At 71.0% G+C, this 11,850-nt stretch carries 14 protein-coding genes; 3 read left to right on the top strand and 11 right to left on the bottom strand.

What is annotated here, in order from left to right:
- Nucleotides 1-99: 99 nt before the first annotated feature.
- The 9 genes from EAS64_RS39775 to EAS64_RS39735 all read right to left on the bottom strand — a co-directional run bounded on the left by EAS64_RS39775 (nt 100) and on the right by EAS64_RS39735 (nt 7,995).
- The gene (locus EAS64_RS39775) at nt 100-684 is read right to left on the bottom strand and encodes a helix-turn-helix domain-containing protein (RefSeq protein WP_145861832.1); all 585 of its coding nucleotides are present in this window, start codon (nt 682-684) and stop codon (nt 100-102) included.
- 1 nt (nt 685) lies between these two features.
- Nucleotides 686-1,480 (bottom strand): bifunctional DNA primase/polymerase, encoded by a 795-nt coding sequence (locus EAS64_RS39770; RefSeq protein ID WP_145861831.1) that lies wholly within the window; start codon nt 1,478-1,480, stop codon nt 686-688.
- Complete coding sequence (locus EAS64_RS39765) at nt 1,477-2,103, bottom strand: hypothetical protein (RefSeq protein WP_145861830.1); 627 nt, start codon at nt 2,101-2,103, stop codon at nt 1,477-1,479. The genes EAS64_RS39770 and EAS64_RS39765 overlap by 4 nt, the downstream gene beginning before the upstream one ends.
- Nucleotides 2,094-3,743 carry a type IV secretory system conjugative DNA transfer family protein gene (locus EAS64_RS39760; RefSeq protein WP_145861829.1) on the bottom strand — a complete coding sequence of 550 codons (1,650 nt, stop codon included), beginning with the start codon at nt 3,741-3,743 and terminating at the stop codon, nt 2,094-2,096. Before EAS64_RS39760 ends, EAS64_RS39765 begins: the two co-directional genes overlap by 10 nt.
- Nucleotides 3,740-4,717 carry a hypothetical protein gene (locus tag EAS64_RS39755; RefSeq protein ID WP_222849954.1) on the bottom strand — a complete coding sequence of 326 codons (978 nt, stop codon included), beginning with the start codon at nt 4,715-4,717 and terminating at the stop codon, nt 3,740-3,742. The genes EAS64_RS39760 and EAS64_RS39755 overlap by 4 nt, the downstream gene beginning before the upstream one ends.
- A 207-nt stretch (nt 4,718-4,924) precedes the next feature.
- Nucleotides 4,925-5,140: a hypothetical protein gene (locus EAS64_RS39750; RefSeq protein ID WP_145861827.1), complete on the bottom strand. Its 216-nt coding sequence runs from the start codon at nt 5,138-5,140 to the stop codon at nt 4,925-4,927.
- A 403-nt stretch (nt 5,141-5,543) separates the two neighbouring features.
- Nucleotides 5,544-6,248 carry a hypothetical protein gene (locus tag EAS64_RS39745; protein WP_145861825.1) on the bottom strand — a complete coding sequence of 235 codons (705 nt, stop codon included), beginning with the start codon at nt 6,246-6,248 and terminating at the stop codon, nt 5,544-5,546.
- 162 nt (nt 6,249-6,410) lie between these two features.
- Complete coding sequence (locus EAS64_RS39740; protein ID WP_145861823.1) at nt 6,411-7,262, bottom strand: helix-turn-helix domain-containing protein; 852 nt, start codon at nt 7,260-7,262, stop codon at nt 6,411-6,413.
- 118 nt (nt 7,263-7,380) lie between these two features.
- Nucleotides 7,381-7,995, bottom strand: coding sequence for a helix-turn-helix domain-containing protein (locus EAS64_RS39735; RefSeq protein ID WP_145861822.1), 615 nt, complete (start codon nt 7,993-7,995; stop codon nt 7,381-7,383).
- Nucleotides 7,996-8,584: 589 nt separating this feature from the next.
- On the opposite strand from EAS64_RS39735, the gene EAS64_RS44250 reads away from it, so the two are divergent.
- Nucleotides 8,585-8,731 carry a hypothetical protein gene (locus EAS64_RS44250; protein ID WP_187366517.1) on the top strand — a complete coding sequence of 49 codons (147 nt, stop codon included), beginning with the start codon at nt 8,585-8,587 and terminating at the stop codon, nt 8,729-8,731.
- A gap of 207 nt (nt 8,732-8,938) precedes the next feature.
- On the opposite strand, the gene EAS64_RS39730 is transcribed toward EAS64_RS44250, so the two are convergent.
- Nucleotides 8,939-9,292, bottom strand: coding sequence for a hypothetical protein (locus tag EAS64_RS39730; RefSeq protein WP_145861820.1), 354 nt, complete (start codon nt 9,290-9,292; stop codon nt 8,939-8,941).
- 306 nt (nt 9,293-9,598) lie between these two features.
- Here EAS64_RS39730 and EAS64_RS39725 point away from each other — a divergent pair, with 306 nt between their 5' ends.
- Together EAS64_RS39725 and EAS64_RS39720 are read left to right on the top strand one after the other, a co-directional pair.
- The gene (locus EAS64_RS39725; RefSeq protein WP_145861818.1) at nt 9,599-10,237 is read left to right on the top strand and encodes a helix-turn-helix domain-containing protein; all 639 of its coding nucleotides are present in this window, start codon (nt 9,599-9,601) and stop codon (nt 10,235-10,237) included.
- Nucleotides 10,234-10,971, top strand: coding sequence for an NsdA family TPR-like regulatory protein (locus EAS64_RS39720; RefSeq protein WP_145861816.1), 738 nt, complete (start codon nt 10,234-10,236; stop codon nt 10,969-10,971). Before EAS64_RS39725 ends, EAS64_RS39720 begins: the two co-directional genes overlap by 4 nt.
- Here EAS64_RS39720 and EAS64_RS39715 read toward each other — a convergent pair.
- The gene (locus EAS64_RS39715; RefSeq protein WP_145861814.1) at nt 10,968-11,843 is read right to left on the bottom strand and encodes a phosphotransferase enzyme family protein; all 876 of its coding nucleotides are present in this window, start codon (nt 11,841-11,843) and stop codon (nt 10,968-10,970) included. The two genes, EAS64_RS39720 and EAS64_RS39715, sit on opposite strands and share 4 nt — an antisense overlap.
- Nucleotides 11,844-11,850 lie beyond the last annotated feature (7 nt).

Here is an 11,850-nt window from a genome sequence, read left to right as displayed (position 1 = left end):
TCGCCGACAGCCGGCGACACCTCGCCAACCAGATCGCCCCGCCGGCCAAGCCCGGCGGGGCGATCTCGTCTCCAGCCATCGGCATCCTCAACGCCCGGGTCATCGGCATCCTGAACGCCGGGCAACAGGGGTGTCGAGTTGGTCGTCGTCGAGTCCGGCGCCGGCGCACCAGTTGCCGGCGATGGCGCGGCGGCGGGCGGCCGTGGCGGCGGCGCGTTCGGCGCGGGTGCGTTCGGGGGCGCGCTTGTCCCACAAGGCGTCGTACAGGTCGGTGACCGCGTCGCGTAGCGCCGTACTGACGGTGAGGTTGCTGCCGCGGACCAGGTCGCGGATGGTCATCTCGCGGACGCCGAGGGCGCGGGCGATGCGGGCGGAGCCGTGGCCCATGACGTGCAGGGCGCGCAGCCGCAGCTGGGTGCCGCCGGCGTCGACGCGGGCTCGCGGCAGGGTGCCGCCGTGGACGCCGAGCAGGGCCTTGGTGGTGGCCGGGGTGGGTCTGCGGCGGCCGGTGGCCAGGTCGTGGACTGTGCCGGGTGCCAGCCCGGCGGCGGCCGCGATTGAGCGGTAGGTGCCGCCTTCCTGTCGTAGCTGGCGCAGCTGGTCGCGGATCTCGGCGCGGCCCGGTGCGGGTTCCGCGGGTGCGGCGGGCTGGCGGTCGTCTTGGCGGCGGGGAGTGCTGGTCATGTCAACGTGCTCCCTCAGGCTGGTGGTCGGGCGGTTCGGGGGTGTGCTGGGTGGTGCGGCGGGCGGAGTTGAGGGTGCGGGTGATTTCCTGGTCGGCGAGGCCGGCCTGGCGGGCGGCGGCGGCCAGGGGACTGAGGTCGGCGGCCCGGTCGCTTTCCAGGGCGCGGTTGGCGGCCCAGTACAGGCCGGCGTTGCGGTTGCCTTCGGGCTGGGCGGCGACCCACCGGGCGAGGGCGCTGATCTGCTGGCCCGGGTCGGGCTGCGCGGCCGGGGGGCGGTGCTGGCGGGCGGGTTCCAGGAGCCGGGCGGCGGCGTCCCAGTCCAGGACGCCGTGGCCGCCGAGTGCTTCCTCGCGTATGTAGGGCTTTCCACTGACCTGGGAGGGCGGGATGAGGACGTAACCGCCGGCGGCGAGGAAGTCGATGTGGGCGGCGGGCTGGTGGCTGGTGCGCTGGCTGGTGCCGGTGAAGTACAGGTGCAGGCCGCCGGAGGGGGTGCGGATCCGGGCGGCTGCCTGGTCGAGGAGCCCGGCGTCGCGGAGCCGGGCCAGGGCGGGGAACCCGTTTCCTGCGGGGCCATGGTGGTCGATGTCCAGGACGTCGGGGCCGGGTGCTCCGGTGGCGACGGCGAGGTTGCGGTGCGGGTCGCGGGCGAACCAGTCGGTGATCTGTTCCGGGTCGGTGCTGGCGTCGCGGTAGCCGTGCCGGGTCAGGGGAACTTTCATGTTCCACAGGCAGGGGAAGACCGGCCAGCCGCGTTCAGCGCATGCCAGCGCCTGCCGCAGGACCCGGTTCATGCCATGCTCCGGGGGTAGCCGGCGGGCGGGTGGTGGCCGCAGCGGGTTGTCTCGGCAGCGAGTTGGGCGGCGAGGGCGGGCAGGATGCGGGCTTGGTATTCGGCCTGGGCGGACAGCACGCTGGTGTCCCGGGCGCCGCCCAGGTAGAGGGCGGCCCACAGCTGGCTGGCGATGTCGAGGCCGTATAGGCATAGGTCGTGCTCGGGCCAGCACGGGCCGAGCGGGGCGGCGAGGTGGCCGTAGCCTGGGCGGTAGACCCGGTCAACCCACTCGCGCAGCTCGGTCAGCGGGGTGCGGCGTTCGTCGCCGGCGAGCCGCCACCAGGGCGGTGCCGGGCGGGGCCGGTAACCGTCGCCGCCGCTGTGTTCTGCTGTGGTGAGCCGATGGGTGAGTTCGGTGACCTGCCGGTCGAGGGCGTCGAGGCGGGCCAGGGCGGCGGTGTCTTCGGCGAGGGTGCGGCTGATCGTGGTGATCATGCCGGCCAGCTGGTCCAGCTGTGCGGCCAGGGCGGCGTGGTGGGCTGTTTCGCGGGTGTCGAGGGCGGTGTGCTGGTCGCGGCAGGCGGCGAGCTGGTCCAGGACCGCGGGCAGCGGGTCGTGGTTGGGGGTCATGGTCAGTTCCACGGGAAGGATGAGTCGTCGTAGCCGGAGGTCCAGCCGGGCGGCAGGAAGTCGGGCCACTGGTCTGAATCAGGGCCGGGCTCGAGGGCGTAGCCGGGGTCTGGGTCGGGTTCGGCGGACAGCGGGTACGGGCGGCCGGGCAGGGCGCGGCCGTGGCGGCGGGCGCGCCGGTAGGCGGGGTTGTTCCAGGCGCGGGGCAGCCGGGCGATCACCGGGGCGTAGCCGCCGCGGATGACGAGGGCGAACCCGGCGGGCAGCTGGCGGACCATGTCGGGGCTGGCGACGTCGTGCAGGCTGACGTGTTCCTGACCGTGCAGTTTCCACGACGCCTGCCCGCACAGCACGCTGGCGGCTTCCAGGGTGGTGGTGTCGGTGATGCCGGGCAGGAACACCTTCACGCTCGAGGTGTCCCACACGACCTGGCGGCCGTGCTCGTCCCACCGGCTGGCGAGCTGCGCCTCGCCGTGCACGACGGCGATGACCTGGATGCCTTTGCCGCCGGAGTCCGACAGCCAGGCCGGCAGCGGAACCGGGCAGATCTGGGTGACCTCGTCCAGTCCCATCAGCAGCGGCGGGTCGAGCCGGCCGGATGCCGATGCCTGGCCGATGAGGGCGGCGGCGTAGTGGATTTCGGTGGCCATGGCGGCGAACAGCGGGGCGACCGGCGCGTCCTCGCCGATCGCCTCGGCGAGCATGTAGACGGTGCCGCATTCGTGCAGGAACGCGGCGATGTTGAAGCCTTCGCCGGGGGCGGGCAGGACGCTTTCGGCCAGGGCGGGGTCGGCCATGAACGACAGAGCGCGGGACATGACCATGCGGACGGTGGCGGTGGTCTTGTGCGCTTCGGACCGCAGCTCGGCCAGGGTGCGTGCCCACTGCCGGGCGCCCGCGGCGGTCAGGATGCGTTCGGGTATGTCGGGGTCGTCGCCGGCGACCCAGGCGGTGACGGCGTGCAGGTCGTAGCCGGCCAGTGCGGCGGCATGGAAATAGCAGCGCAGGTAGTCGCTGGCCTTCGCGGACCAAAACGAGCCGTCTTCGACGCCCTGCTGGGAGACGGCGAACGCGAACGCGTCGGCGCGGCGGATCGCGGTGGCCGGGTCCTGGCAGCCGTCGACCGGCGACCAGCGGAACGTGGACGGCACTCCGCCGATGTCCTGCGGGTTGAACACGTGCACCGGGCCGAGCTGGCAGCGGACCGCGGCGGTCAGCCCGTACACGTCGGCCTTGGTGGTGGTGGCGATCACCGGGCCGGGGTAGCGAAGGATCACGTCGGCGAGGAACGCAGTCTTGAACGTGCGCGGCGGCGCCATGACCAGGACGTGCTCCTCCAGCAGGACGCGGAGCCCGTGACGCCAGTGGGCGCGGCCGAGGAACACCGAGTGCTCTTCCGGCCACAGCATGCGGACCCAGAAGGGCAGGGTGCGGCGGATGCGGGCGGAGCGGCGCAGCGCGGCCAGCCGGCCCCAGCGCAGCCACAGGCCGGCGATGGTGGCGAATCCCTTGCCGGGGTGCAGTCGCAGGTGCAGGCGGACCTGCATCGAGCGGACCCGGTTGCGGGGCAGGTAGCGGGCCGGGAGGTACGCCCAAGTGCAGAACCCGGCGACGATGAGCATGACGGCGAGGAGGATGGCGTACTTGATCATGAGTGGTCTCCGTTCTGGGCGGTGAGCACCGCGCGGCGCAGCGCGGAGCGGGCAGAGCCGGTGTTCAGGTCGGCGGCCGGGGCAAGCTCGGCGCAGATGCGGCCCACTGAGGGCAGGGGGATGCCGGCGAGGGGACCGTGTCGTTCGGTGACCAGGGCCAGGAACCGGGCGGTCTTCGTCCCGCCGCGCCCGCTCCCCCGCCGCTGACGGTCGGCGTTGCGGGATGGCGTGCTGGGCAGGCTGACCCGGCCGGAACGGGCGGCCGCACTGGGCTGGCCGGCCGGGGCGTGACTGCCCGGGAGGACCGCGCCGGCGGCTGGATTTGGCAGGATGGCGCGGCGGCCGGGGGCGACCGGGCACTCCTCGACCACCCAGGTGCGGAACCCGGTCAGGGTGGAGGCCGGTGCCAGGCTGAGGCGCAGCAGCCACAGCGCCAGGCCGGCGGCCGCGACAAGCAGGGAGGCCTCGGCGAGAACGGCCGGGTCTTGGCGGCGGGCCAGCACCCAGGCGCGGACGACACCGATAAGCGTGTCGCTGGCCAGCGCGTAGGCGGCCGGGGGCATCGCCCACACCGCCAGGTCCCGCCACCCGGGTGCCGCGGCGATCACGTTCATGAACACGCTCGCCCCGGCCGAGGCGGCATTCAGTGCTCGGGCCCGGACCGCCCGGCGGCCATTTAGGGCTAGGGCGACGCCCAGGCAGGCGAACACCAGAGCGGCTGCGTCGGGGATCGCGGCTTCCAGGCCGGCGACGACGCGCAGGTGCCGGGCGACGTAGACGAGGCGGTACTGGGCGGAGAAGCTCACGGCCGCCGCGGCGCCAGCCAGGACGCACAGGCCGAACGACGCGGCATGCAGCCACAGGCCGGGCCGGTCACGGCCAGGACCGGCATGTGGGACAGTGAATGCTCCGGTCGCTCCGGAATTTGCGGCGGACTCTGGAAGCGCGGCCTGGTCAGGCTGCGCGACAGGCATTACGGCTGTCATTAGGCTCCATGCATTTCGGCCATTGAGGGCGAGGGGAATTACTGCGGTTTCGGGCATGGGTGAATTACTCCTGTTAGAAGGAAGCTGGACCGGAACCGGGGATTAGAATGCGCCCGCTGTTCCGGGAGAAATCAGGTGCCTGCTTGATGGCAGCCGGCTGCGGTTTGCGTGGCGGCGCGGCTCAGGCGGTGCCGGTCAGTCGTCGCGGTGGTCGGTGAGGGCGGCAGGCCCGTCCGGCCAGCTGCCGAAGCCCAGCACGGTACGGGCTGCCGCGTCCAGCGGGGCAGTCCGGGCGGCGGGACGGTGGAGCGAGCCTGCCTTGCGGATGCCGATCACGAGCATGAGGAATACGGCGGCCGCAGCACCGGACAGGAATGCGGTAACCGCGACCACGAGCGTGAGCGAAGTCATGATGCGGTCCTCCCGTCATCTCCGCGCCGGGGATTTCCCGTCACCGGAATCACTTCCTTTCCCTGCGGAGGGAATCTCATGGAAATGACGGTATGCGGGCGGCGGCACCGAACCAATATCAAGGTGATATATCACAGTGAGATAATCGGGGAATCGCAGGAAAAAGGGGCGCATGACAAACCCCGGCAGGGCCGGGGAACGAGCGCCATGCGGCGCTGACGGCCCTGCCGGGGCGCTTGGCGGGCCGCCCGTTCCGGTTCGGCGGACGGCGATCCCTGCGTCTTCGGTAAGTCAGAGGTGTACGGCCATGAGCTTCAATAGTCGACCGTAGCCGACTATAGTGCTCGCGATCCTGGCAGGCAACCGGCCGGGCCGGGCCATGACGAGAAACGGCTGGTCCGGCTTACGCCGCCTGGCTCAGCGGCCCGGTCCCGGCGGAGGCTTCCGCGCGGACTGCGGCGACGAGGGCACTGGCGCGGTCCCGGCCGATTCGCAGCCGGGCGCGGAGGGTGTCGCGGGAGATGGGGCGGCCGGTGGCCGCGCGGTGCTCGGCGTCCAGTTCCCGGGTCCTGGCCAGCAGTCTGGCCGGGAGCACCGCAGGCGGTGCGGGGACGGGGCGCGGCTGCTGCTCCTGTGCCTGCGGTTCCGGCATGGCGGGCGGGCAGACGGCGTGGATCTGGCGCAGCAGCCACGGGCCGGTCTCGCTCCAGCCGATCAGCAGTGCCGGGCCGACCGCGTCCACCAGGGCGGTGCCGTACTGGCGGTGGCCGAAGGCCTCGGCGGTGTTCAGCGCCAGGGTGAGCAGGCCGCAGAACCGCAGCATCCGCTGCAGCCGCGCCAGTTGGGCGTCGGTGTAGCCGTGCAGGGAAAGAAACCGCATCCCGGTCAGCAGCCCGACCACGCTCAGGTCGACCGCCGGGCCGATCAGCCAGGCGATCCACGCGGTGATCCCGAGGTCAAGGCACAGCCGGGTCACGTTACCGAGGCTGAAAGCGAACGTCATGACCACGATCGCCGCGGTGATGACCGTGACCGCGCGGCGGGTCAGCGCCTGACCGGGCTGGGCGAGACGAGCCGGTTCGGCGATGGCGGGAGTAAGGGCAGGCATGGTTCTTCCCTCGTTTCGGGAACGCGGGGCGGATCAGCGGTTGCCTCGCAAAGCGATGTCAGCTGGCAGGGCATGCTGCCGGAGCGGTAGTTCGCGAGGCAGGAGCCCGGTGCTTCCGCCGCGGGGAAGTGGTGCGGAGGAGGCACCGGGCTCGCGCGGTTGTCAGTCGCCGGCCAGGCCGCGCAGCAGCAGGGCTGACTGGGCTTGGCTCATCGCGAACGCGCGCAGCTGCTGGAACACCTGCAGGTAGGGGTCGATGTCCTTCTGGTCTTCCAGGCACACCCCGCCGCCGATCCCGCCCAGGTGCACGAGCCCATGACTGAGTGTTGCGGCGAACTGCAGGATCCACAGCGACCCGTCGCCCGCGGCCGCGTGTGCGCCGGACTCGAACGGCAGGATCTGTACGGTGATCCTGCCGCTGTCGGCGGCGGTCCGAGCCAGCGCGGCGAGCTGCTCGCTCATCACCGTCTCATTGCCGACCTGCTGGTGCAGGGCGGCCTGGCCGATGATCAGGTGGACCTGCGGGCGGGAGTCCCCCAGGACAGCGTGCTGGCGGGCAAGGACCGCCTCGGCCGCCCGGTCGCGTGCGGCATCGTCATCCAGGGACGGGTCGGTTTCCGCCAGTGCCCGCGCGTAGGCCGGGGTCTGCAGCAGGGCGGGAACCTGCTGCGCCTCGTAGACCGCGATCCTGGAGGCGGCGGTTTCCATGGCGAGGTAGTCCCGCAGGGGTCCGGCCAGGATCGCCGCGTACTCCCGGTGCCACTCGAATGCGCCCCGCGGGTCGGCCAGCCAGGTCAGCAGCTGCTGCTCGTCTTCGGGTGCCCCGTACTCGGCCAGCAGTTCTCGCAGTTCCTTGGGCCGGATGCCGCGCTGGCCTGTTTCGATCCGGCTGATCTTCGACCTGTCGCATTCCAGCAGCCGGGCCGCGTCTTCCAGGGAGAAGCCCAGGCTCTCGCGGTAGCGGCGCAGGGCCCGGCCGACGAAGCGGCGGCGGACGGGAGGTGCAGGAACCATGTTCGGCCCCCTTCGGTGTGGTGATAATCCGTTGCCGTCAGGGTTGCCGCCCTGTCGACTTTTATAAAGCTACTCACATTTATTGGCGGCATCAAGGTGCAACACGCACCCGTTCCTCTTAATCGGCTTGTTCTTGCACCAGGACGGCGCGCGCGGCGCGGATGATCCGCTCGGCGGTGCGCTGGCTGACCTGCCACTGCGCGGCCAGGTCCCTGGTTGGCGGGAGGCTGCCGGCGCGGAGCCCGGCCAGGACGCTAGCGAGGCGCTCGTCGCCCGCGTACGGGTGGGGCTTGGCGGGAGCGCCGGGGGTGCCGGGCTTGTGGCCGCCGCCGATGCCGGGGCGGCGGTCGGCGGCGGCCCAGACCGTGGAGCGCTTCCACAGCGGGGCAGGACGGCCGCGAGCGGCCGGGCCCCAGGCGTCGGGCTCGGGAAAGTAGCCCAGGCGGCGGTTGGCGTGGATCACGTAGCGGCTGGAGTAACGGAGCATGCGGGCGGCTTCAGCGGCATTCACCAGGTCGTCCGGGTCGCCGCCCCGGTCGACCTGGGTCAGCGACCCGATCTTGGCCTCCTGATGCGCCTGGTGCCAGGCGGTCCACTCGTCCTCGTACCAGTAGTCCGTCCGGCCGATCCGGCCCGCCTTCTCCGGGTGACCCGTCCTGGCCCGGTCGCGGTACCAGGCGCTGGCCGTGGGATACGGGACGCCGCGCGCCGCCATGTCGGCGCGGCTGATCACCGGGCGCCCGTTGATCGCCGGAATAGGGAACTACCTCCTCGGGCAGCGCTTCCCGTCGTGGCCTTCTTCTGCGGGGTGTGGCTTCGGGACGGCCTCAGGCCGACCTCGGGGAATCGTAGCGCTGGCAGCGAGGGCATCACCAGGTGAGGCGGGGGCCTGTCCTCTACAATTCCGGCAAGTCCTGCGGTGCCTGAAGCCGCCTGTGGTGGGCGTTCCGGGGCGCCGCGGGGCCAGGCGGCCGGCGGGACCTTTGCCGAGGCGCTGCTCGCAGTGCCGCCCTGTGGGGCGGGCCTGCCGGCCGCCGTCTTTGTAGGTGCAGGCGGGTCGACCTGAGGTCGACCTCGGGTCGGGGACAGCCTCGACTCGGATGCCTGGCGTTGTCTCACGTCTGCGTCGCGCCGCTCCCGTTTGCTGGCCGTGGGTCAGTGTCCATCACCGTGGCTCGGCTTCCCGATCCTCGATGACCGGGGGGCTGCTCCGAATAGGCACGAGGTCCGGAGCAGCGAAAGATGGGACCGGCCGGAATCCATCCAGGCGTCCTGGTCGCTCACCGCGTGCCTCTTTCCCTCGGCTGCCCTGAACTCCCTTCGTGATCGCCGCAGATGAGAGCGCATCTGACCTCCGCCTTGCCGAGCTGGCCCGCGATCATCAGCTTGACGTCCACGAGGAGCGGAGTGTCGGCGCGGAGGATGAGCTCGCGCAGCAGCGGTGCCGGCGGACAGTACTTCCTGGCTAGCGGGGCGAGTTGGGGCCCGGTGGTGTGGAAGAGGCCTACCGCGTTGTCGGTGCTATGCCGACATCGGCATAGCACCGATTATGCCGGCCCGTGGATTATGCCGAGCCCGGTGTGAAGGCGCTGTTCATAGGTGCGGGTGTGCGGAAGGTGTCGGCATAATTTCTGCTTCCAGCTCATTGTCGTGTCCGTATCTAGTGGTCAGAACCGTTAATTCGTCTGGGATGACGGGTCGGTCCAGGCTGTAGCGTCGCCGAGGTAGAGGCCGCAGGCGCAGTCGAGGGCTTCCTGGGGGGTGCCGAACGGCAGGCCGGTGGGCAGGAGCGATTTGTCGTAGTCGTCGTGGCTGGCGCGGTAGATGGCGAAGCCCCAGTGGGCGGCCGATCCCGTGTACTGGAGCCGCATCAGGGGCAGGGCGTTGCCGTCGGGGAGCCGGCCGGCGATGTAGGAGAACTGGCCGTGCCAGCGGACGTCGATGCCAGCGAGCTGTGGCCACCGCTCGCGGGCCCGGCCGGCGAGCTTCTGCTGGCACGAGGTCTTCGTCGAGTCGGGCGGCTTGGCCATAAGGCCATCATGCCCTGCGCGCGGGGCTGCACGATGGAGCCCGTGCCTTCCAGCCCCTATCTCATCCGGCTCAGCGCCGGCGAGCGCGCTGAGCTTGAGTCCCTGTCGCGCCGGGCCACCGCGCCGTACCGGGAGCGGACAATCATCGCTTCGTGTTCGCGCGCTTAGGTGCCAGACCTGAAGGCAATTGTCTGCTCGCCAACGCGAACCGCATCGTGTTGCCATCCGTGTTCCCTTATGTACCGGCAATATGAGACATGTCAGCACATTGGATGGCGAGCAGCCCAAGGGAACGGGGAGCGCGCCGTGGCTTTGGCTATCTCTGAGGTGCGCGGGATCGTCGAGCGGGTCTGCGCACGGCAGGACGTTCTGGATGCGTGCGCACGGCGTGATCTCGGTGCGGTGATCAGGGTCCTTGGCGCGCACGGGATGACGCAGGGGCAGATCGCCGGCCTGACTGGCATCAGCCAGGGGCGGTTGAGCGAATGGGCAGGGCGCAAGCGGCAGCCGCGGGCGGCTTCGACGTTCGAGGCGTTCGCTGACGGGCTGGGCTTGCCGGCGGCGGCTCGGCAGGCACTCGGGCTCGGGTCGATGTCATCCGGCGCGCAAGGGATGAGCCTTGTCCGCGCAGCGGGCATGGCGGACTTGGATGCCGGCCTGGAGTATCCGGGCACGCCGCTGCAGGCAGCAGGAACCGTGTCGTCGCTGTGGCAGGCTGACCTGGCCGATGAGTCCGCCCTCGAGCGGGGCCTCGTCATTCCTGCCGCCTGGAACGAGGCCTCGCTCCGCTGGCTCGTTGCCCCTTCCACCATTCCTGGAAGCGGTGATTCCGCACCGAACGGCGTGCGGGTCGGGATGGGCGACGTAGAGCGGTTCCGAGACACAGTGGACATGTTCCGAGAGCTGGACGACAGGTTCGGCGGCGGCCACTGGCAGCGTGGATGACGAATGACAGCACCCCGTGGAGTCCGCAGGCGCAGCGGTATTTCATCCAGGCGCTCGGCCTGGCCCAGGCAGCTGGTGACCGGCTGCTCGGCGCTGGGATCCTGGACGCGATGAGCCATCAGGCCACCTACACCGGCCGGTTCCGTGAGGCAGCCAGCCTGGCGCAGGCGGCCAGGACTGGGACGGCCGGGATCGCCACCGCGACGCTCACCGCGCACTTCCACACGATGGAGGCCCGGGCACTGGCCCGGCTGGGCGAAGCCAGGGCCTGCGACCTGGCGCTGGCGGCGGCGGTCAGCGCATACGAACGGCGCAGGCCTGAGGCGGATCCGGCCTGGTTTCAGTACTTCGACGAGGCGGAACTGTCCGCTGAGTTCGGGCACTGCCTGCGGGACCTGAACCGGGCCAGGGACGCTGCCGAGCATGCTGGCCGCAGCGTGGGGGCCTCCCCGGACGGGCGGTTCGCGCGCAGTGATTTCTTCGCCACCATGGTGCTCGCCGACTCCTATCTCGCCGCCGGGGACGCTGAGCAGGCCTGCAGCACTGCTCTTGCCGCGCTCGGTGCCGGGGAGCAGATCCGGTCGGGGCGGTGCGTGAATTACCTGCGGGAGTTCCGCGAGCATCTGGTGATGGCCGAGGGGTCTGCCGGCGTGCGGGAGTTCGGCGAGCAGGCCGTGCAGTTCCGGCTGTGGCGGATCGCGGCACGACCCGAACGGTCCGCTGCGGTCGCCTAGTACGGCTGCCAGTCCATGCGGCTCGCGCCGGTACGCAGGGCGGTGATGCGCTTGGCGGCCTCGGCGGCGGCCTGGGTGTCTTCGGCTGCTTTCTGGATGAGCCAGGTGACCATGAGGAACTCGCGGACCTCGCGCAAGACCGGGTAGCCGGGCCACGTGGTGATGTCATAGCCGTAGATGCGGGCGAAGTCCTCGTATTCCTGGCGGGTGTGCCAGCCGAAGCTGTCGCAGAACATGGCCGTCTGCACCAGGTCCCATTCCCGGGGACCGTCCGCGAACCCGTCCAGGTCGATGAGGACGGGGGCGCCGTTGCGGTCGCGCATGACGTTGCCGACGCTCGCGTCGCCGTGGATGACGCCCTGCGGAAGGGCAAATTCGAGTTCGGCGTACGCGTCCTGGAGCCTGGCCAGTGTCTCGGTGAAGAAGCTGCGGTCGTCTGCGGTCAGCCAGGTGCTGGCGTCGATCCGCGGGGCTGCGTTAGCGAACGGGTCCAGGCGCGGGAGGCGGAGGTCTTCCGGTGCGGTGAGGCGGTGCAGTTTGGCGAGGATGGCGGCGATCTCGGGTGTGCTGGCGAACTGGTCACCGTCATCGGCGACCGACTCCCAGAACGTGACGACATAGCCGTTGGCGATGACTGGCTGGTCGACGCCGATGACGCGGACCGCGGGGTAGTCCTCGGACTCCAGCCAGCGGGCAACGGCAATGCTCCGGCGGACGAGGCCGATGTCGCTGCCGGGGCGGGAGACGCGGGCGATGACGGGAGCCTTGAGGTGGTAGACCGCGTTGGAGCCCATTCGCAGCAGGCGCGCATTGCCGGGGTCGAGGCCGGCGGCGGCGCATGCTTGCTCGAGTGCTTGCTGGAAGTCGTTCATCCGCGGT

This window comes from Trebonia kvetii, assembly GCF_007827045.1.
In the GTDB taxonomy this organism is placed as follows: Bacteria; Actinomycetota; Actinomycetes; order Streptosporangiales; family Streptosporangiaceae; genus Trebonia; species Trebonia kvetii.
Note: the sequence above shows the minus strand (reverse complement) of the source record. Positions and strands in the feature narration are given on the sequence as shown.